The organism is Endozoicomonas sp. ALC013, from assembly GCF_049310205.1.
Lineage (GTDB): Bacteria > Pseudomonadota > Gammaproteobacteria > Pseudomonadales > Endozoicomonadaceae > Endozoicomonas.
In genome coordinates this window covers 1-19,392 of record NZ_JBLYNS010000102.1, presented here as the reverse complement: position 1 = coordinate 19,392, position 19,392 = coordinate 1, and the positions used below count along the sequence as shown (strand labels likewise).

Genomic DNA, 19,392 nt, shown 5'->3' with positions numbered 1-19,392 from the left:
GGCTGAGTATGTTGCCCGGGAAGTATCACGGGAGAATCAATACTACGCAGCATTATGGGGCATTATTCCGGGTGATTCTATTCGAGAGGCATACCAGGACTTCCTCAACAATCCAGAGACCGTTTCCATTAGCCTGGAATTTCAATCCCCGTTTCTTTTCAACCGGCAGTACCGGGAAGATGACGTTCCGGTGCTCAGCCAGCGCTCTGTATCGATTAACAATAGCGAGATCATTGCGCCAGTACTCACGGTTGTTCCGGGGGAGATAAGTAAAAAAGTGGGTGATCTGCAGGCCATACTGTTTAGCAACGTCGAATTGCCGGAAGTAGACGGGCGCAGGGCAAACCCCGTATCTGAACCCTATGATGACCAATCAGCCTCCCTGCCTGAACAGGAAATAGACCTGAGAGCAGTGTATGTGGGTCAGCATATCCGTTACCAGCCTGTGGAGCTGACCAGTCTGACTGAAGGTGAGCTGCGGCAAATCAGAATTACCCTGAGCAATGGACGCCAGTACGAGGGCATTATTAACAGCCTCAGTGACAGTGAGCTTCAGCTTAAAAGCCAGCAGGCAGGAGGTGAACTGGTTCTCCCGATAAAACTTGAAAGAATTGTTCAACTTGAAATAAAAATGTAAACGCCGGGAATGATTCCCGGCACAGTAAAACTGGCGTAAACACCAGACTATAACTACTCTCAGCTAGAAATCCCTCCCGGAAGTATCATTTAACCAATGGTTAAGATTGGGTAAAACACATCACGCATACGCTGTTCATTGATAACAAATGCAGCCAGGCAGTCATAAAAAATCAGATAAACAATTGCACTGCCAGAGAGGTTAATGATGAAAAATGGCAACCATCAGATCATTGAAAAAGTCACTATTATTGGTGGAACCCACGGCAATGAATACATCGGCCCCTACTTCATAAGTAAGGCAGAGCAAGTGGGGATTTTTCAGGATAATGCCCTGGAAGTGGCAACGCTCCTTGCCAATCCGGAAGCCTTTGCCCGGGCAAGGCGGTTTATTGATCAGGATTTGAACCGCTCATTTTCTGACCGGGTTCTCACCGGCACTCAAGACGCCCATGAGTGTCAGCGGGCAAGAGAAATCGCCCGACACTTATCTCAGGATGCCATAGGCCAGCACTTCCTGGTTGATCTCCACAGTACCACCGCCAATATGGGCATTACCCTGATCGTCAGAAATAGTGAGCCACTTAACCTTCACACTGCGGCTTATGTGCAGAAAAATATTCCCGAAGCCCGGATCCTGCTCAGCGATGTTGACCATAGTCAGCACCCGTCTTTAAACAGCATTTCACGTTTTGGTATTGTGATTGAGGTTGGTCCCTTAGCCAATGCCGTGCTTCGTCATGACCTCTTTGAAACCACCGAGAAAGTGGTGGATCTGGTCGTTAAGTTCCTGACTCTGTGCAAAACTCGCCAGGAACCTAAACTTCCTGACGCCGTGACGGTATTCAGGTTCAGGGAAAAAGTACCTTACCCCAGAAATGAACAAGGGAATCTGACCGCAATGGTTCACAAAGACCTTCAGGATCGGGACTATCGCCTGCTAGAAACCAATCACCCCATTTTTATGACATTTCAGGGTGATGACATCCGATATTCCGGGGAACCTGGCTATCCGGTATTTATTAATGAGGCCGCTTACTACCTTGAAGATACGGCTTTCATCATCACCGACAAAGTTGAAGTCTCACTGGATTGAACATCTATTGATCTAACGATGCTCACTTTCCTTTTCTGAAGCAGAAGCCGCAGGCGGATAACCACCAGCAATCAGTACACCCACCTGAAAAACACGAAAACACCCCGAAAACCATCAAACGGGCTTCGTAAAATACTGATAGAAAAGAAGAAATATTGACATAAATTAAAACAACAACACGCAAGTCAAATAATGTCTCCGATTTAATCCACATGAAGAACCGGACAATGAATAAACCCCACTCTGGAAAATGCCCTGTTATGCACGGTGCGGTAACAGAGAGCGGCAAGTCGAATGTTGACTGGTGGCCAAAAACCCTGAACCTCGACATTCTGCATCAACATGACCAAAAAACTGACCCGATGGCACCGGAGTTTAACTATCGGGAAGCGGTGAAAACTCTCGACTTTGCAGGCCTGAAGCAAGACCTTAAAGATCTGATGACCAACTCCCAGCAGTGGTGGCCTGCCGACTGGGGACACTACGGCGGCCTGATGGTGCGTATGTCCTGGCATGCTTCCGGTACTTACCGTATTGCCGATGGCCGTGGCGGTGGCAGTACCGGTAACCAGCGTTTTGCACCGCTGAATTCCTGGCCCGATAACGCCAACCTGGACAAAGCCCGTCGTCTATTATGGCCGATCAAGAAAAAGTACGGTAACAAACTGAGCTGGGCTGACCTGCTGGCTTATGCAGGCACTGTCGCTTATGAATCCATGGGGCTGAAGACCTTTGGCTTCGCTTTCGGCCGGGAAGATATCTGGCACCCTGAAAAAGATATCTATTGGGGCTCGGAAGAAGAGTGGCTGAAGCCAAGCACTGAAGAAGAGTCCGGCCGGTGCCTGGCAATATGAGCCCATTAACATTGCCGAAGAAGACAAGCCTGTGGATGTGGAAGACCCATCCATCCGCTACAACCCCATCATGACCGATGCGGATATGGCGCTGAAGGTGGATCCGGAATATCGCAAGATTTCCGAACGCTTCCGTGATGACCACGCCTACTTCTCCGACGTGTTTGCCCGTGCCTGGTTCAAGCTGACCCACCGGGATATGGGACCACAAACCCGTTACATCGGCCCGGATGCACCACAGGAAGCGCTGATCTGGCAAGACCCGGTACCTGCAGGCAAGACCGATTACGATGTGGCTGCGCTCAAGGCCAGAATTGCCGCCAGCGGCCTGAGCAACAGCGATATGATCACTACGGCCTGGGACAGCGCCCGTGTTGACCTGGTATTTGGTTCCAACTCAATTCTGCGAGCTTACGCAGAAGTGTACGCCCAAGACGATAATCAGGAAAAATTCGTTCGTGACTTTGTCGCCGCCTGGACCAAAGTGATGAATGCTGATCGATTTGACCTGGCTTAATCGCAACACCTGCTAAAACCCGATACACACGCCGCATTCATTGCGGCGTGTTTTTTTCTCAAAGCCAATTTTCTTTTTTCTGCCTACCGCCGTCATGGTAGAGTTACAGGTCGAATTTGAACACTTGAAGCATCATTGCTGGAGAGATCATGACCTACCCCTTTCGTTCAGTGAGCACGCTGACCTTGCTGCTGTTAACCAGCCTGTTAACGGCCTGTGGCTTCCATCTGAGAGGCGCAATGAGTACTGCCAGTGAAGTCAGCCAACTGTCCATCACCGGCAATGATCCTGTCTATATTCGCTCCCTCTCCAGAGCGATGGAACGCAGTGGCATCGATATCAGCGAGACGGCTCCATGGCGCATCAACATCATCCGCGTTGAACGTGATACGGATCAGCAGACCGTTGCCAGTGCGGGCTATTTTGAGCAGAGAATTGCCATGCAGGTGGTTTACCAGTTACAAACCGCCTCTGGCCTGCCGCTGTTTGCTCCGGTTCAGTTAACCCGCGAACGTTACATCACCCAGAACCAGGATGCGCCGAATGCGGCGGAATCCGAACAAGGGATTATCCTTTCTGAGCTACAGCAGGAACTGGTTACCACAACCCTGCGCCGGATTCACAGCCTGTCTGAAAATGAGCTGTCAGCGGCCGCTGAACAAGCCAGGGCTGCGGCGCAAGCCCAGATGGAGAACACTGAATCCAGCCGGAACCCTCTGCCTTGAAGCTTCGTATTGACCAACTGGGTGCACAGCTGAAGAAACAGCTGGCACCTGTCTACATCGTCAGCGGTGATGAACCGCTTCAGGTTGCCCGGTGCTGTGATCAAATTCGCCAATATGCCAGGGACACCGGGTTTTCCGAGCGCCATGTTTATCATGTTGAAAACGGCTTTGACTGGGGGGATTTTCTCAGCACGGCCAACAGCCTGTCGCTGTTTGCCCAGAAGCAGATTCTTGAGCTGCGAATACCCAATGGCAAGCCCGGAGATGCAGGCAGTAAAGCGCTGCTGGAATACCTCAGCCACCCCTCACCGGACAATCTGCTGCTGATGATCACGGATCGTCTGGACAATACCCTGCAAAAATCAAAATGGTTCAAGGCGCTGGAACAGGCCGGGGTATTTATTCCCATCTGGCCAATCGAATCCGGACAGCTACCAGGCTGGCTCGCTCAACAGCTTAAAGTGGATGGCTACCGGGCAACCCCGGACGCCCTGAGCCTGATAGCCGAGCGTGTGGAAGGGAATCTTCTGGCGGCATCCCAGGAACTGGAAAAGCTCAAGCTTCTGGCCAGGGATAAAACCATTGATGAAGCTACTGTGCGAGAAGCGGTGTCGGACAGCGCCCGATACGATGTGTTCCAACTGCTGGACAGCGCCCTGGACGGCAATATCAAACAGTGTGTGCGCATCCTGGGCATTCTGAAAGGTGAGGGCATTGAGCCTCCGATCATTCTCTGGGCTCTGGCCAGGGAGATACGCCTGCTTAGCCATCTGAGCCGACAGCTATCCCGGGGGATGGCAAGGGATCTGGCCATTGAACAATCCGCTAAAGCGCTGGGGTTCGTGCCATTTATGCTCAAGCGCAGGTCATCACTGCTGGAAAAGGCCATTCGCCGGAGCAGCGAGCGAAACCTGCGTCAGATGCTGCTGGATACAGGAAAGATTGATCGTTGTATCAAAGGGTTAGAGAAAGGTAACGCCTGGGATAAACTGCTGACCCTGACCCTGAATCTGGCAGGTTTACCCCCTATTCAGGTCATCAAGTGACTCCAGAAAGTAGCCAGTACATGGTTTCAATGAGTTTGACGGGTTGTCGTGCCTCCGCACTCCGTTCGTCCTGAGCCTGTCGAAGTATCCATCATAGGGCCTAAAGGCGGAAACTCCGGACTCTGATAGATCGTGCCAAGCACCCTTCGACTCCGCTCAGGGTGAACGGAGATTGTGCACGTCAAACTCATTGAAACCATGCACTAGTGCAGAAAAGCGTTAATACCCGTACACCCCGTTCATCCTGAAGCTTGTCGAAGGATGGTGCAACCGTACTTCGACAAGCTTCACGATGAACGGGGGGGGCGCTGTTCAGTAATATCTCCGTTCACCCTGAGCGGAGTCGAAGGGTGATTGGCACGGTCTTCGTTGTTGGTTCGGAGTCCACATCCTTCGACAGGCCTCAGCACGAACAGCATGGGTATCAACGCTAAGCTGCACCAGGAGCTGTCGGCGAACATGACATGGAACCTAATCTGGTACGCACGGTCTAAAAGTTAAAACAATGTTTAAGGGACTATGCAGTATGAACAGATCATTTCTTGTTAAAAAGCCATCACTGGACGGCAAATTCTGGTGGGATAACAACAATATTCCCGGCTACCTGATGAATTCGGACATCGAAAAGGCGCTTGCTACCTTTCGCCGGATAAAGGAGTTTCAGTACATTGAGTTCAATCAGGGCAGGCCTACTTATGTGTTTTTGATGGAAGACGTGTGCCCGCATACCCCCTACGATAAGGTAATGGTCTCCATTACTGACCGGGGCGATATGAAATATGTCTTTGTATACAACGACCCCCGGCCAGAAGAGCGGTGGTGGATCGTTTATCAGCCCATTAATGAATCAGGAGTGCCGATTAGCACTGAACGCTGTGTCGGCTGGTTTATTGATGAGTATGCCGCGCTGGAAAAAGCCAGGGATGTCCTTGCCAAACCGGACAGAACCAGCAAAGTTAATTAAAAGACCGCTGGCAAAGCACTATACTTCGCAGCCAATACAACATCACAACACATAGAAGTAGTAGTGCAATGACAGCATCTTCCTGGTTATCCATCCTGGCCATTTGTGCGCTTGGTACCATCTCACCGGGCCCAAGTCTGGCGGCCGTCATGAAAAGTACCGTGCAGGGGTCCAGGGCCCATGGGCTGGTTACGTCGATTTCCCATGCCCTGGGGATTGGTATTTATGCGTTTCTGGTGGCGGCGGGTATCGGTGTTGTGATTACTGAAACGCCCTGGCTCTATAAATTCATTACCTATGCAGGTTCTGCCTATCTGGCCTGGATGGGGTATAAGGCTATTACCTGTGCATCCTCGTTAATTAACGACCAGCATCAGTTACAGCAACAGCTGAGCCTGAAACAGGCGGCAATTAACGGCTTTCTGGTCTCTTTCCTGAACCCCAAGATTGCCGTATTTTTCCTGGCGCTGTTCAGCCAGTTTGTGACGCCTGATTCCACGGTAATCACTCAGATACTGATGGCATCCATTGCCACACTCTGCGATGGCGTCTGGTATTGCCTGGTTGCCTCAGTAGCAGGCCATGGCAAAGTGCTGCCAGCGCTACGAAAAAGAGCCACGCTGATCAACCGGCTGTGTGGCATCCTGTTGATTCTGGTGGCTCTTCGTATTGTGTGTATGTAAGTAGTTAACCAGATGGAATCCTATTTTTCTGACTCAGTGATCAGTCAAAAAGGCTCAAGTCCCGAACGGCACCCTTATCTGCACTGGTGACCATACGGGCATAAGCTTTAAGTGCCGTGGAGACCCTTCTTGGCCGGGACTTAACCGGCTGCCAGGCAGCTTTCCCCCGGGCCTCCATGGCTGTCCGTCTGACGGCCAGCTGGTCTTCGGTCAACTGGACATTAATGCTTCGGTTGGGAATATCTATCCGAATGATATCCCCATTTTCCACCAGGCCAATGGCACCACCGGATGCGGCCTCAGGAGAAGCATGACCAATGGACAGTCCGGAAGTCCCCCCGGAAAAGCGTCCATCCGTCAGCAGCGCACAGGCCTTACCCAGCCCTTTCGATTTCAGATAACTGGTGGGGTAGAGCATTTCCTGCATACCCGGCCCACCTTTTGGCCCTTCGTAGCGAACAATCACCACCTCTCCCGGCTGCACCCGGTCTTCCAGAATAGCGTTGACCGCGTCCTCCTGACTTTCACAGATATGGGCCGGACCTTCGAAGACCAGGTTATCATCATCAACACCCGAGGTTTTGACGACACAGCCATCGGCGGCAATGTTGCCATAAAGCACTGCAAGCCCCCCCTCAGTACTGAAGGCATGTTCCAGTGAGCGAATACAGCCTTCTGCCCGGTCATCATCCAGTGTCTCCCAGCGATAATCCTGACTGAAGGCTTCTGTCGTACGAATACCGGCAGGACCGGCCTTAAAGAACGTTGTTACCGACTCATCACGGGTTTGGATAATATCCCAACGGGACAGGGCTTCACTGACGGTGGCGCTGTGCACCATGGGAATATCATTGTGCAATAATCCGGCACGATCCAGCTCACCAAGGATACCCATCACCCCACCCGCCCGGTGAACATCTTCCATATGGTATTTCGGGGTGTTGGGTGCCACTTTGCATAACTGGGGGATCCGACGGGATAACTCGTCAATATTACGCATATCGAAAGGTATGCCACCTTCCTGGGCAGCCGCCAGCAGATGCAGGATGGTATTGGTCGATCCACCCATGGCGATGTCCAGACTCATGGCATTTTCAAACGCCTTGAAACTGGCGATGGATCTGGGCAGTACACTCTCATCGTCGTGTTCATAATAACGCCGGGTGATGTCAACAATACGGCGAGCTGCTTCCAGAAACAGCTGTTCACGGTCAGCGTGAGTAGCCAGCATGGAACCATTGCCCGGCAGGGAAAGACCCAGCGCTTCCGTCAGACAGTTCATGGAGTTGGCGGTAAACATCCCTGAGCAGGAACCACAGGTTGGACAGGCTGAACGCTCATACTCGGCAACGGTTTCATCATCGGCATCTGAAGCGGCGATCACCATGGCATCAACCAGGTCAAGCCCATGTTGTGACAGTTTGGTTTTACCCGCTTCCATTGGCCCACCTGAAACAAAAACCACCGGAATGTTCAGACGCATGGCCGCCATCAACATGCCCGGGGTGATTTTGTCACAGTTGGAAATACAGACCAGCGCATCGGCTGTGTGGGCATTGACCATATATTCCACGGAGTCAGCGATGATGTCCCGGCTGGGCAACGAATAGAGCATGCCATCGTGCCCCATGGCAATGCCATCATCCACGGCAATGGTGTTGAACTCTTTCGCCACACCGCCATGCTGCTCAATTTCACGGCAAACCAGTTGCCCCATGTCCTTCAAATGAACATGGCCAGGTACAAACTGGGTAAATGAGTTAGCGACAGCAATAATGGGTTTGTTGAAATCCCCATCGTTCATACCTGTTGCCCGCCATAGCGCACGGGCTCCGGCCATATTACGGCCATGGGTGGATGTTCTGGAGCGATAGGCTGGCATGAAACAGTCCCTCTACTAACGGTCAATGGCAAATGGTTTTATTCTTGCTTCTGTCTGTACACGGTAACTTTTTAGAAAGCCAATGCACTCCTTGCTGACGGGGTTTTTATCGCCATCCAATGGCGGCCGGTTAGAATATCAAAATTCAGGCGATTTGTCTGACTATGTGGAAATACCACTGGAAAAACCGGAATCGAATCCACTCTTCAAAGTCATCACAGAAAATAAGACGTAGCCATTGAAAAGTGGCCATTACCAGGAGGGCCAAAAAAAGACGCTCAGCCGGCAAACTGGTGCTGCCGGGCGCTGTGTTTTTCAATCATGATATCAATGGCTTCCTGGTCATAGGGCCGCAAGCCGGAGAGAATCATGGTTTTCTCCCCCATCCCCACCACATCACCATTTTCACGGTAAACAAAGTTAAGCGTTACCTTACCGCGCTTGCCATTAACGTCCAGAGTCGCGCCTGCTGGTTCCAGGTGCGGGTTTACCAGGTCAACACGGGCCATTTTCAAGGTCATGCTGTCGTAAATGACCAGCGGTTTGACGGTATTGATCATTACCCCATGGGATTTCATCAGCGGCACAAAGACATTAGGGAAACTCTCACCGGAGAAGGCCACATAACTGCGCACCAGCTGCTCAATCATCAACGTATCGTGGCTGCAGGCTCCGTGGCGTTCAATATCCAGATACAGCTTGCCGGAAAGATCATAAATGCTCTTATGTCCTTTATCGTTGGTACAGATTTCCAGCTCAACACCGTCGGTGACCATACCATTGAAAGTGACACGCATATCGCTATACAGGCCTTCACTCAGCAGTATTTTGGCAAATAGCAGATCACCCGGAACGCAGAAGCGGGAGTTATCCACATCATGCAAAGGGTTAAAATCATTGGCAATGCGCTTCGCAAACTGGCTGGCCTGTTCGCGGGTAAAGGAAAAGCGGTTGTCTGCCAGAGAGGTACAGTATTGATCAATAAACATAGTGTTAAAGCTGAATTCCTGCCGCAGTCATCCCTTCAGTCAGACGGCACTCAATGCCGCTGGCTATCGGATGTTCAGTCATTAGTGACAAATACCCATGTAAAACAGCGAATATTCTACCCTGCTCTCGTCCACAGAACAGTAGGGACGGGAAAGCGGCTATTACTCAGAGGCATAAGAGCAATAGCCAGCACCTTACCATAAGTGGTTGACCAACCACTTATTTTTTGAATATCAAGCAAGCATTGCGAAGGCCGTAGTTTCAGGAAACACATCTTAAGTGAGTAGCCCCCCTGAAGCCTACCAGTAAATCGTAGCTTTTTGTTTAAAGCATCATTACCGAACTTAACGTTATTGCCGTGGTCTAAAGATACAGTTCAACTGCAATTCAACCCCTGACGCTAGACCCAAACCGATGGCAAACTCTTATAACCTATCCCCTCATCTACCGTTTGTCCCTCAAACCTCAAACGATCACGGGGCATTTCTGGAAGCATTAGCGTTAACTGAAGCGATAACGACGTTGAAGGCACATCTGCCAAAAGAGGGGCAAACACAGGAACCACTGGATCTACGTAACCGATCTGTCAAAGCAACTGAACATCCGGTTGTTCAGTACACGAACGCACAACTGGAAACGAAAAAAAAGCTGTGTCATCGAGGGAACAATGTCACTTTAGAAAGAGAAAAACGATATTTTCAAACGCCATCAGCAGAAACACTCTCTCATCTTCTGGACCAGTTCCAGACCACTTATGTGAAATTCTGGCAGCTACAGGAACTCGTGGAATCCAGAGCAGAAACTCCGCAAAAGAGCTTATTAACCATAGGGGATGATCTTGAACAGTTTGAAAATCACATTATTGATTTTTTACTGAGTTGCACACCTTCGGACCCGGAGCAAATTCAAGACCTTTTCTTAATAAGCATTTGGTTACAATGGATAAAAAACTCTAAAAATGAAATAGAATCGGCTAACCATGTTTTAATCAGCAAACGTATTTTGTCATTTTTCGAACATGAAAAAATGGCCAATATACCACTTGCCAAAATCAATCACAGAGTCACTTGCTGTGATCTGAGGAGCCAGAAAATGGCTCCTTATGATGAAGACTTACTGCCCACAGTCATCATCACAAGTATTACTAACTCATTACAATACATACTTTTTTTTAGAGACACTGAAACTATAAAAGCCAATATCATAAAATTTATTCATGACTCCGAATTATTTACAAGAAGGCAAGACGCGCATCAATGGCTTGCAAAAAATTTAACCATTGCAGAATGGTTCGGGTCTGCGCTCAATGTGGTTAATAAAGTAAAATGCAGTAATATTGCTACCATTCCCGGTTCAACAGACATTCCTGATTTAAACCCGAATTCGTTATTATTCTACGTATTTCGGTTTGGTGAAAATGGTCAGCTGGCATATAACTCACCGGACATTAGCCTGTCAGCATTGGAACAGCTCATCCGTTTCCTCCAGATCCCCGAATTCAAGAAAAAAGTATTACCTTTAATAGAGAAATTTGCATCAACAGAAATACACCTGCCAGTTTTGAATATTATTTGTAATTTTCTGATCAATCAAGATACCTTCCACCTTATCGATATCCCCAACAAAGACAGCAGGCTCTATTTATCCGCGGTTTTGTACTACCTGAAAAACGAACCTGAAAAAGCAGAAAGTGAGCTGTTAAAATCCCGGGTCCCTGAAGCCCGATGGTTACTCAGCAAGGTGTATGAGCAAAACAACCGATTGGAAGAAGCCATTCACCATTCCAGACTGGCCATACAACAAGGTATCAGTTCGGCCAACCTGCAACTGGCTTTGCTGCTGATCAAGAACAGCAAGAATGATCTCGGTTCAATAGAGGAAGTTATTACCCTTTTGCAGAGGGCTATAGAGCACTATGATTTTATCGATGCCAAAGACGTATCATTCTATATTCAGGGAATTATCGATGAACTGGAACTCTCCGAAACAAAACCACTCGCTCTGGAAGCGACATCTGATGAAATAACATCTGATGAAATAAAGGGATCCAGAAAACAACGACGCCGTCCAGGCTCAACCAGAAAAGAGAAAACCACAAAAATACCGGGTAAAAAAAGATTTCAGGGAAGTGTACCCAGAGATCTGAAAGATCAAAAACCAAGCCCTGGCGAAGATCAATATTCTATCAACGCCAGCCCTGTGTGCTCCACAAGCATCAAAGAAAAACCCATTCAAGGGGAAAGCATTAAATCAATCCCTCGAATCCGGCTGTCCTACATCAGCCTCTCCGTTACACAGTTATTGCACAGCAACGACTTTGATCAGGCTCGAGCCGTATTAAAACAATTCTGTCAGGAAACCCAGCTCACAATACAACAGGCAAGCTTTGCTCACATGGATTTATGGAGCCTCAGAGTGATAGCAAAAGGATCTGAACATCTGGAAGCCTTCAATGCGTCAGCCAAACAAGAACAGAAGTCCGGTGAGTTAAATATACTGGCTCAATCCGGCAAAACACTAACCGATTACGGCCTGGACCGGAAGGCTTGCGACACGGTTTTATTATCTGACGACATTCCAAAAACCCAACAGGTCATTCGAAAACTGATTATTGATAAAGCGCTGGGATGGCTATGCTGCCTCCACCCTTGTGACCAGAATTTAGCCGACTATAAGGCTCAGTGGATCATTCAGCCCTGCACTATTGCCAGGCATCATTTAGCCGAATTTGAACATAGCCTGTCACTGACATTTGTCACCGGTTCTTTTTTATCCCTTATTGGTCATATACATGGTGATATGGCAACAGACTGTGATGACCAAAAAGAGAAAAACAGGCTCAAACAAAAATCGGGGGAATTTTATAGCACAGCCAATGAGTTTAATAGTTGGAGAATTCGATTAAAAAACGAACCCTTGTTACGTCATCGCATCGCAAAAAAAACCCCTTTAGGCGATATTCAAAGACTCAGGAAAAAACTGGCCAAAGAGCAATAGTGTCAAAAATGGGGGGATTGCCTCCCCCCCCATTCGTATCAAAGACCAACGTTGTTCTTCTGTAAGACTTGCTCCGCACGATAACTGGATCGCACCAGCGCACCGGAAACGACTTCAAGGAACCCTTTTTCCAATCCCCATTGCCGATATTTTTCAAACTCTTCCGGCGTCACATAACGCTCAATGGGAAGATGGTTAACCGTTGGCTGCAGGTACTGGCCAAAGGTAACAATATCCACATTAATGGCTCTCAGATCATCCATGGCTTCCAGAATCTCATCATCGGTTTCACCGAGCCCCAGCATCAGGCTGGTTTTCGTCAGGACATCAGGACGGTATTTCTTGGCATGCTCCAGCACAGCCAGTGTCTGCTCGTAACTGGCCCTGGGGTCACGCACGGGATGAGTCAGTCGGCGCACGGTTTCTACATTCTGGGCAAAGACTGCTATGGGGCTATCAACAACCTTTTCAACATGGGACATGACACCGAGAAAATCAGGTGTCAGAACCTCTACATCAGTATCCGGGTTTTCTTCTTTAACCCGGCGAACCACCGCAGCGTAATGTCCGGCTCCGCCGTCCGGCAGGTCATCCCGGTTCACCGAGGTCAGCACCAGATATTTCAGATTCATCAGCTTGACCGAGTTAGCGGTGTGCTCTGGTTCATCATGATCCAGCCACCCTTTGGGATTCCCGGTATTCACCGCGCAGAACCGGCAGGCCCGGGTGCAGGTATCACCCATCAACATGATGGTTGCAGTACCAGAGCTCCAGCACTCGTTGATATTCGGGCACATGGCCTCTTCGCAGACCGTACTGAGCTTATGCTCATGCACGGTACTTTTGACTTCTTTGTATTTTGTGCCGTGACTTGCTTTTATTCTGAGCCAGGATGGTTTCCGCTGAATCGGGGCATGCTGCCCCCCGGCACTGGCTTTAATGCCATTTTTAATGGCTGTGATACCTTTGTCATTGACAAATTTGGTGCCACTTTCTACTTTGACGCTACCGTCTATTTGCACGGTAGGAATAATATTTTCCGGTTTCATCCGTGGGCTTTCTCCGGTGAGGCCACTATTCGCCAGCTCATGACCTTTTAATGGCTCATGGCTGTCAAACGGCTCAAGACCGCTGTTTTCGGAATGAGTAGACATGCCTCCCCCTGTTTTTTTGGATTACTGCTAACTGGACTGGTAAACGGGTTAACTCTTATCTCCGCTATCTGCCGTCAACAGCTCATCAATCGCCGTTCTTTCATCAATATTGATGTAACTGAGTGCTTTCTGAAAGCATACCAGTAAACGCCGACTCACTTCCTCCATATCGACATTTTCCAGCAGCGATGCCATATCCACCACATTAAGCCCGCGATAACCACAGGGATTAATTCGGTTAAACGGTTCCAGATCCATATCTACGTTCAGGCTTAAACCATGGTAAGAACACATCTTACGAAAGCGAAGCCCAAGGGATGCAATCTTGGCACCATTGACATAAACACCCGGCGCATCCGGCCTGTTCTGTGCCTCTAAACCATAACTGGCCAGCATTGCAATGACGGCACTTTCCAATGCAGAAACCACAGCCCTTGGACCACTCTTCTTCCGGCGCACATCCATCAGGAAGTAAAACACCAGCTGCCCTGGGCCATGATAGGTAACCTGGCCACCACGATCCACCTGAATAACCGGGATCTCGCCCGGGAAAAGAACGTGTTCCGGCTTGCCAGCCTGCCCCTGGGTGAAAACCGGGGGATGTTCCACCACCCAGAATTCATCCCGGGTCTGATCATCCCTATTGGCAGTAAAGGCTTTCATAGCCTGCCAGACAGGCTCGTAGTTTCTCCGCCCGAGATAACGAACGATCAGGTCATTTTCAATACCGTCAGACTGTTGGGTGCTTTCAGCCATCAAAGCCCTGTCCATTACAAAACCATCTGAATACGGCCACTGGCTTTCAAATCTTCAAAGAGCGCCTGCAGTTGAGGTTCGCCAGTGGCATGAATAACCACGGTCACTGACATGTACTTGCCATTTCGGCTGGTTTTCATTTTGGCATGGCCATCGAAGTCCGGTGCGTGTTTGGCCACCACCCGCAGCACAAAATCTTTATAATCGGGAGCGGAGTGCCCTACGATACGAATAGGGTAATCACAGGGGAATTCAATTTTCGGGGCCTGTGGCTCATTCATAACCATCTACCTACATCATTGGACTGTACGTCGGACTATAAACAGTAAAAGCGCTGCACCCTTGCCGGGAATACAGCGCTTTTCACGCTTGTCTTTAACCCGGGTTATGCAAACAGCCCGGTAAAGAACAAGACAATACTATCCCAGATACGCTTAAAGAAACCTCCCGGCTCAACAGCCTGCTGAGCAATCAGCGGCACCTCACGAACCAGTTCATCTTCCAGCATAACGTTCACTGAACCGATGGTCTGACCTTTCTTGATGGGCGCTTCCAGCTTTGGGTCGATCTTCAGAGAGGCGGTCAGGTTCTTACCCGTTCCCCTGGGCACAGTGACAATCAGGTCTTCGGTAATACCCGCAGTAATTTCACTGATGTCCCCTTTCCAGACCTTAACGGTTTGCAGAGGCTCACCACCTTTTTTAACGTCCACATTTTCAAAGAAGCGGAAGCCATAGGTCAGTAGTTTCTGGGCATCATCCGCACGCTGCTTCTCACTGGCGGAGCCCAGCAGCACAGCAATCAGACGGCGGTCATCACGCTTGGAGGTTACTGCCAGATGGTAGCCGGTGTCTTCAATATGTCCGGTCTTCAGACCATCCACATAGGGGTTGGTCCAGAGCAGACGGTTACGGTTTGCCTGACGACGCAGGGGTTTACCGGTTTTTTTGTCGACGCCGTACTGAAAATACTTCTCAGCATACCAGCCGTAATATTCCGGATAGTCCTGAACGATATGCTTGCCAAGAGTGGCCAGGTCACGGGCGGTCGAGTAATGGTCATCTATTGGCCAGCCGGAAGCATTCTGGAACAGCGTGTTGTTCATGCCAAGCCGCTGGGCGGTACTGGTCATCAACTGGGCAAAGGCTCCCTCGCTGCCAGCGATGTGTTCAGCAACCGCAACGCTGGCATCATTACCGGAAACGATAATGATACCTTTCAACAAATCTTCCACCGTTACCCGTTCCCCAACTTCAATAAACATAGTGGAACCGCCCAGGCTCCATGCTTTTTCACTGACCAGAACCTGGTCATCACGGTGGATGTTGCCCGCAGCCATTTCCATTTCAGCCAGATACGCGGTCATCATCTTGGTCAGGCTGGCCGGATGCATGGGCTCATCGGGATTCTGTGAGGCCAGCACTTCACCGCTGGCGGCGTCCATCAGAATGTAGCTTTTCAGGGACACTTCCGGTGGTGAAGGAATCTGTCCAAAAGCACTGGCCTGACCGGCAAAAACAAGACCAGTCATGGCCAACGCTCTCAGCCAGTGGGGGGCCACCAGCTTATGAAGGGAAGATAAAATTCTTTTGCCCATGCAGGTAAATGCTCTGAATATATGGATTTTCATCATTATAATGTTCAAGTCTTTAGAGGTTAACTGCAACTTGCAACAACTGATAACAATTCATCGATTGGCACAGCAGACCTTCCGTCAGGTCAGACGCGAGCAGGCCTATTCGTCATAAGGAATACTTTTTTCCCATGATAGATATCCTCATGAAAAGTACGCCAACCCAACCGCTCATAAAAGTTCACTTGATCCGGAGTATACAGGAATAGCGGACCCAGGTTCCGCTGCCGTGCATATCCCATTGCCACCTTTACCAGCTGCTGACCATAGCCATACCCCCGCTTCGACGGTTCCACATAGACATTGGCCAGCCATGGTGAAAACTCCGGATAGTTTGGCAGATCCTCTGTGAGAATGCTGACTGATCCCCAGACACTCCCTCCCTCTGCAAGCACCCAGGTTTGCGGGATCAGGTCGGTCAGCAAAGAAGCTTCCATATCCTCCCGAAAGTCACTCAAATCACTCCCGGGGTATAAAGCCCCCCACTCCCTGTAATGCCAACGCGCAACCGTTTCGATGCATGAGGGCAGGTCTTGCAAATTAACAATTTTCATCAGGATTAATAGCAAAGAAATCTATAACCATGATTGTACCCCAAAGCACTGAAAAACCTGACCTTGCGGAAAGCAGGGTAGCTAAAAAAACACTACAAACCTTACGCCCCAAGGCCTTACGGTGACAATGAATTATTCGGGCAAGGTTGCCAAACGCCCTCTATTTTTATCTGTGAATACACGACTATGAGCCAGCAATGCCTTTCAACCGTAACAGTAATCAATAACTCTATGATTGATAAAACATGGGACAGTGGGAGTGACTCAATGTTAAATGAAGACCTGTACGAGTGTCTGATTGAGCTCGGTATCAATGAACCCAAAGCTCGGGCAGCAGCAAAAGAGAATGCCAAGCTGACAGAAATGAGCGAAGACATTGTCACCATACGACAAACGGTCTTTGAACTCACCCGCCAGAGCAGCGGGATGAATGAGCGCCTGATCAATGTTGAAGAACTGATGAAAGCTCTGATTCAGCGCATCAACAGTATGGAACAGTGGCAGACTCAAACCGATGAACATCTGACGGATTTTGAAGGCCGCCTGACGGGGGTAGAAGGGAAATTGATCGGTGTTTCAGGCCGGTTAACCGGCGTTGAAGATCGTCTGACCCGTGTAGAAGATGAGCTGGCCGAAATCAAAGGCATGCTGAAAATACTGGTTGATAGAGAATAGGACAGAGTTCATCCATCCTATCCATAGCCCAAATCTTATGGGGCTTTGACTACCTGTTCAGACTGTTCTGCCTCTACTTCAGTCACCATCTTTTCGGAAGTTACCGCATCACCCATGGACTTTTCATCGACAGGCTTTTCATACACAAGATAGGGCGACGCAAACTCAGCAGAGCTTAACCCCTCCAGCAACTCCTCCAGATGATCAGGACTTTCTACCGGACCAATCCTCACCCGATACAGTGGTTCTGGTGCATCCCCCTTGACCACTTTCGCCTGGACACCCGCCCGGGAAAAGAGATCCCGACGTAAAAGTTGCGCGTTATGGTAGTTTTTAAAGGCGGCCAGTTGCAGGTAGAGCAACTCTCCATCCCGTTCATGGGCGGGAGAACGGGCAAAGGTCTCCGGGTCAATGCCTTCTATTGCCACATTTGCCAGCCCTGAATCAGCGAACCCCAGCTTTTTTGCCGCAACATAAGAAAGATCGATCAATCGGTCACCATGAAATGGCCCACGGTCATTGACCCGCACCACCACCGACTGACCATTTTCCAGATTAGTGACCTTGACATAGGAGGGCAGTGGCAATGTTTTATGGGCCGCTGTCATCTTGAACATATCATAGATTTCACCGTTGGCCGTCTGCTTCCCGTGAAACTTGGTGCCATACCATGAAGCCTCGCCCTTTTCTGCATAACCATTGGCAGAGGCCATCGGCTGATAGTGAATCCCACCCAGGGTATAGGGTGTATTTTTAACAGGGACCTGTATCGGCGACGGGACTGCGTCAGGAATGGTACTGATATCAACGGAATCAGCCGGTGGGCCATCCTGAACCTGTGGACTACTGCTACAGCCAACCAGGGCTGATAGCATGATGGCCGGAACCAGCCGGAACCCCCGGGTGTTAATTCCCACGATTTTCTTCATTGATACCAGGCCTGAGAGACCGGCTCCAGATCGTCCCATTTGATCAAACATACTTTTCAACGTTAACAAATAATATTCCTGAGGGTTCGTTATCACTCAACCGGGAAGCCGCCAAAGGCTCATTACAGTGAGCCTTCAGCAAAGATCAGCCACCCCGGGAAAACCATCATCCCTGTTTACCTTTCGCAACCTGCTTTTGCAATGCCAGAGACTGTTTATAACTGTCCTTCACTTCTCTGGACAACTGATAAACGGCAAGGGCATACATCTGGCTACGGTTGTAGCGGGTAATGACATAAAAATTATGCAGTCCGACCCAATACTCAGCGCCAGCACTGCCTTCATGTTTCATCGCCAGAACTTTAGAGGATTTTGGTACCATTTTCGGCACAGCCCACCCGGCTTTTTGCACAAGACTCAGTTTTTTGTCCGGTTTCAATCCTGAAGAGACGATCTGCTCATGCTTAACGCCTGAAACCTTTGCCTGAACTGCCACACCACTGCCGTATTTCCAGCCGTGTTTTTGCAGATAGTTGGCAACGCTGGCGATGGCATCCTCATCGCTCAGCCAGATATTTGCCTGCTGATCGCCGGTATAATCAACTGCATAGGCACGGTAGCTGGACGGCATGAATTGTGGAATGCCCATGGCTCCGGCATAGGACCCGGTCAGTTCATCAACGTCCAGATTCTGTTCACGGGCGAGCAGCAGAAAATTTTTCAGTTCTTTGCGGAAAAACTCACCTCTTCGGGGAAAGTCAAAGCCCAGCGTCGTGAGCGCATCCAGCACTTTAAAGCCACCGGTCTGCCGACCGTAATAGGTTTCTACACCAATAATCGCCACAATAATATTGGCTGGCACCCCCAGCTCCTGCTCAACACGGGCCAGGGTTTCGGCATTTTCTTCCCAGAAGCTGACACCCTTCGCTATCCTTTCTGGCGTGATAAATATCTTGCGGTAGTCTTTCCACTCCAGAGTCCCTTCGGCAGGACGGCTGATCAGCTCCAGTGCCCGCTCGGAACGCTCCGCCCCGGCCAGAATATCCTCAAGCTCTGTCCTGGAAAAACGGTGTTCAGTTACCAGCTCATCAATAAAAGCATCAACATCCTGCCTGCCCAGATAGTCACTGTCGTGATTTTCCTGGGCTAGTGCCCAGGTGACAGGTGTAGCAACCACAGCAGCCATCAGCAGGCCACCACGAAACATTCGACGGAATACCCCGGGAAAATTTTTCATGTATCCGTACCTATTCAAAAATAACAAACTCAGGGTTCTCACAAACACCAAAACAACTACAACG

17 protein-coding genes and 1 pseudogene are annotated in these 19,392 nt (G+C 49.6%); 9 read left to right on the top strand and 9 right to left on the bottom strand.

What is annotated here, in order from left to right; all coding sequences use genetic code 11:
• From ACO6V1_RS16800 to ACO6V1_RS16770, 7 genes and pseudogenes are all read left to right on the top strand, one after another.
• A partial coding sequence (locus tag ACO6V1_RS16800; protein WP_422467734.1) for a hypothetical protein occupies nucleotides 1–637 on the top strand: 637 nt, incomplete at its 5' end.
• A gap of 204 nt (nucleotides 638–841) precedes the next feature.
• Entirely contained in the window at nucleotides 842–1,732 is an 891-nt protein-coding gene (locus ACO6V1_RS16795; RefSeq protein WP_422446627.1) for an aspartoacylase, read from the top strand.
• A gap of 227 nt (nucleotides 1,733–1,959) precedes the next feature.
• Nucleotides 1,960–2,959, top strand: a pseudogene (locus ACO6V1_RS16790) (peroxidase family protein); the annotation flags it as partial.
• A gap of 293 nt (nucleotides 2,960–3,252) precedes the next feature.
• Nucleotides 3,253–3,828 carry a hypothetical protein gene (locus tag ACO6V1_RS16785; RefSeq protein ID WP_422446629.1) on the top strand — a complete coding sequence of 192 codons (576 nt, stop codon included), beginning with the start codon at nucleotides 3,253–3,255 and terminating at the stop codon, nucleotides 3,826–3,828.
• Nucleotides 3,825–4,874 carry a DNA polymerase III subunit delta gene (gene holA, locus ACO6V1_RS16780; protein WP_422446631.1) on the top strand — a complete coding sequence of 350 codons (1,050 nt, stop codon included), beginning with the start codon at nucleotides 3,825–3,827 and terminating at the stop codon, nucleotides 4,872–4,874. The genes ACO6V1_RS16785 and holA overlap by 4 nt, the downstream gene beginning before the upstream one ends.
• 526 nt (nucleotides 4,875–5,400) lie before the next feature.
• Complete coding sequence (locus ACO6V1_RS16775; RefSeq protein ID WP_269673074.1) at nucleotides 5,401–5,838, top strand: hypothetical protein; 438 nt, start codon at nucleotides 5,401–5,403, stop codon at nucleotides 5,836–5,838.
• 68 nt (nucleotides 5,839–5,906) lie between these two features.
• A complete protein-coding gene (locus ACO6V1_RS16770; protein ID WP_422446633.1) occupies nucleotides 5,907–6,521 on the top strand; it encodes a LysE family translocator in 615 nt (204 codons plus the stop codon).
• Between the two features lie 40 nt (nucleotides 6,522–6,561).
• On the opposite strand, the gene ilvD is transcribed toward ACO6V1_RS16770, so the two are convergent.
• The gene (gene ilvD / locus ACO6V1_RS16765) at nucleotides 6,562–8,403 is read right to left on the bottom strand and encodes a dihydroxy-acid dehydratase (protein WP_422459542.1); all 1,842 of its coding nucleotides are present in this window, start codon (nucleotides 8,401–8,403) and stop codon (nucleotides 6,562–6,564) included.
• Between the two features lie 278 nt (nucleotides 8,404–8,681).
• Complete coding sequence (locus tag ACO6V1_RS16760; protein WP_422446637.1) at nucleotides 8,682–9,392, bottom strand: DUF3581 family protein; 711 nt, start codon at nucleotides 9,390–9,392, stop codon at nucleotides 8,682–8,684.
• 415 nt (nucleotides 9,393–9,807) lie between these two features.
• Here ACO6V1_RS16760 and ACO6V1_RS16755 point away from each other — a divergent pair, with 415 nt between their 5' ends.
• Nucleotides 9,808–12,390 (top strand): hypothetical protein, encoded by a 2,583-nt coding sequence (locus ACO6V1_RS16755; RefSeq protein ID WP_422467732.1) that lies wholly within the window; start codon nucleotides 9,808–9,810, stop codon nucleotides 12,388–12,390.
• A gap of 38 nt (nucleotides 12,391–12,428) precedes the next feature.
• On the opposite strand, the gene lipA is transcribed toward ACO6V1_RS16755, so the two are convergent.
• The 5 genes from lipA to ACO6V1_RS16730 all read right to left on the bottom strand — a co-directional run bounded on the left by lipA (nucleotide 12,429) and on the right by ACO6V1_RS16730 (nucleotide 16,487).
• Complete coding sequence (gene lipA / locus ACO6V1_RS16750; protein ID WP_422459583.1) at nucleotides 12,429–13,439, bottom strand: lipoyl synthase; 1,011 nt, start codon at nucleotides 13,437–13,439, stop codon at nucleotides 12,429–12,431.
• A 153-nt stretch (nucleotides 13,440–13,592) separates the two neighbouring features.
• On the bottom strand, nucleotides 13,593–14,300 hold the full coding sequence (gene lipB / locus ACO6V1_RS16745) for a lipoyl(octanoyl) transferase LipB (protein WP_422467730.1): 708 nt from the start codon (nucleotides 14,298–14,300) through the stop codon (nucleotides 13,593–13,595).
• A gap of 14 nt (nucleotides 14,301–14,314) precedes the next feature.
• Nucleotides 14,315–14,581: an HP0495 family protein gene (locus tag ACO6V1_RS16740; RefSeq protein WP_101746054.1), complete on the bottom strand. Its 267-nt coding sequence runs from the start codon at nucleotides 14,579–14,581 to the stop codon at nucleotides 14,315–14,317.
• Between the two features lie 104 nt (nucleotides 14,582–14,685).
• Complete coding sequence (locus ACO6V1_RS16735) at nucleotides 14,686–15,897, bottom strand: D-alanyl-D-alanine carboxypeptidase family protein (protein WP_422467728.1); 1,212 nt, start codon at nucleotides 15,895–15,897, stop codon at nucleotides 14,686–14,688.
• Nucleotides 15,898–16,019: 122 nt separating this feature from the next.
• Entirely contained in the window at nucleotides 16,020–16,487 is a 468-nt protein-coding gene (locus ACO6V1_RS16730; protein WP_422467726.1) for a GNAT family N-acetyltransferase, read from the bottom strand.
• Nucleotides 16,488–16,718: 231 nt separating this feature from the next.
• On the opposite strand from ACO6V1_RS16730, the gene ACO6V1_RS16725 reads away from it, so the two are divergent.
• A complete protein-coding gene (locus ACO6V1_RS16725) occupies nucleotides 16,719–17,162 on the top strand; it encodes a hypothetical protein (protein WP_422446647.1) in 444 nt (147 codons plus the stop codon).
• 35 nt (nucleotides 17,163–17,197) lie between these two features.
• Here ACO6V1_RS16725 and ACO6V1_RS16720 read toward each other — a convergent pair whose 3' ends face one another.
• Together ACO6V1_RS16720 and mltB are read right to left on the bottom strand one after the other, a co-directional pair.
• The gene (locus ACO6V1_RS16720) at nucleotides 17,198–18,091 is read right to left on the bottom strand and encodes a septal ring lytic transglycosylase RlpA family protein (protein ID WP_422459552.1); all 894 of its coding nucleotides are present in this window, start codon (nucleotides 18,089–18,091) and stop codon (nucleotides 17,198–17,200) included.
• Between the two features lie 166 nt (nucleotides 18,092–18,257).
• Nucleotides 18,258–19,328 (bottom strand): lytic murein transglycosylase B, encoded by a 1,071-nt coding sequence (gene mltB / locus ACO6V1_RS16715; protein WP_422467724.1) that lies wholly within the window; start codon nucleotides 19,326–19,328, stop codon nucleotides 18,258–18,260.
• Nucleotides 19,329–19,392 lie beyond the last annotated feature (64 nt).

Excerpts from the sequence above, each read along its gene's own strand:
- ACO6V1_RS16795 (WP_422446627.1), top strand. The coding sequence starts at position 842 with ATGATGAAAAATGGCAACCATCAGATCATTGAAAAAGTCACTATTATT.
- ACO6V1_RS16740 (WP_101746054.1), bottom strand. The coding sequence starts at position 14,581 with ATGAATGAGCCACAGGCCCCGAAAATTGAATTCCCCTGTGATTACCCT.
- ACO6V1_RS16725 (WP_422446647.1), top strand. The coding sequence starts at position 16,719 with ATGATTGATAAAACATGGGACAGTGGGAGTGACTCAATGTTAAATGAA.
- ACO6V1_RS16775 (WP_269673074.1), top strand. The coding sequence starts at position 5,401 with ATGAACAGATCATTTCTTGTTAAAAAGCCATCACTGGACGGCAAATTC.
- lipA (WP_422459583.1), bottom strand. The coding sequence starts at position 13,439 with ATGAAACCGGAAAATATTATTCCTACCGTGCAAATAGACGGTAGCGTC.
- lipB (WP_422467730.1), bottom strand. The coding sequence starts at position 14,300 with ATGGCTGAAAGCACCCAACAGTCTGACGGTATTGAAAATGACCTGATC.
- ilvD (WP_422459542.1), bottom strand. The coding sequence starts at position 8,403 with ATGCCAGCCTATCGCTCCAGAACATCCACCCATGGCCGTAATATGGCC.
- ACO6V1_RS16720 (WP_422459552.1), bottom strand. The coding sequence starts at position 18,091 with ATGAAGAAAATCGTGGGAATTAACACCCGGGGGTTCCGGCTGGTTCCG.
- ACO6V1_RS16730 (WP_422467726.1), bottom strand. The coding sequence starts at position 16,487 with ATGAAAATTGTTAATTTGCAAGACCTGCCCTCATGCATCGAAACGGTT.
- ACO6V1_RS16770 (WP_422446633.1), top strand. The coding sequence starts at position 5,907 with ATGACAGCATCTTCCTGGTTATCCATCCTGGCCATTTGTGCGCTTGGT.
- mltB (WP_422467724.1), bottom strand. The coding sequence starts at position 19,328 with ATGAAAAATTTTCCCGGGGTATTCCGTCGAATGTTTCGTGGTGGCCTG.
- ACO6V1_RS16785 (WP_422446629.1), top strand. The coding sequence starts at position 3,253 with ATGACCTACCCCTTTCGTTCAGTGAGCACGCTGACCTTGCTGCTGTTA.
- ACO6V1_RS16760 (WP_422446637.1), bottom strand. The coding sequence starts at position 9,392 with ATGTTTATTGATCAATACTGTACCTCTCTGGCAGACAACCGCTTTTCC.
- ACO6V1_RS16735 (WP_422467728.1), bottom strand. The coding sequence starts at position 15,897 with ATGGGCAAAAGAATTTTATCTTCCCTTCATAAGCTGGTGGCCCCCCAC.
- ACO6V1_RS16755 (WP_422467732.1), top strand. The coding sequence starts at position 9,808 with ATGGCAAACTCTTATAACCTATCCCCTCATCTACCGTTTGTCCCTCAA.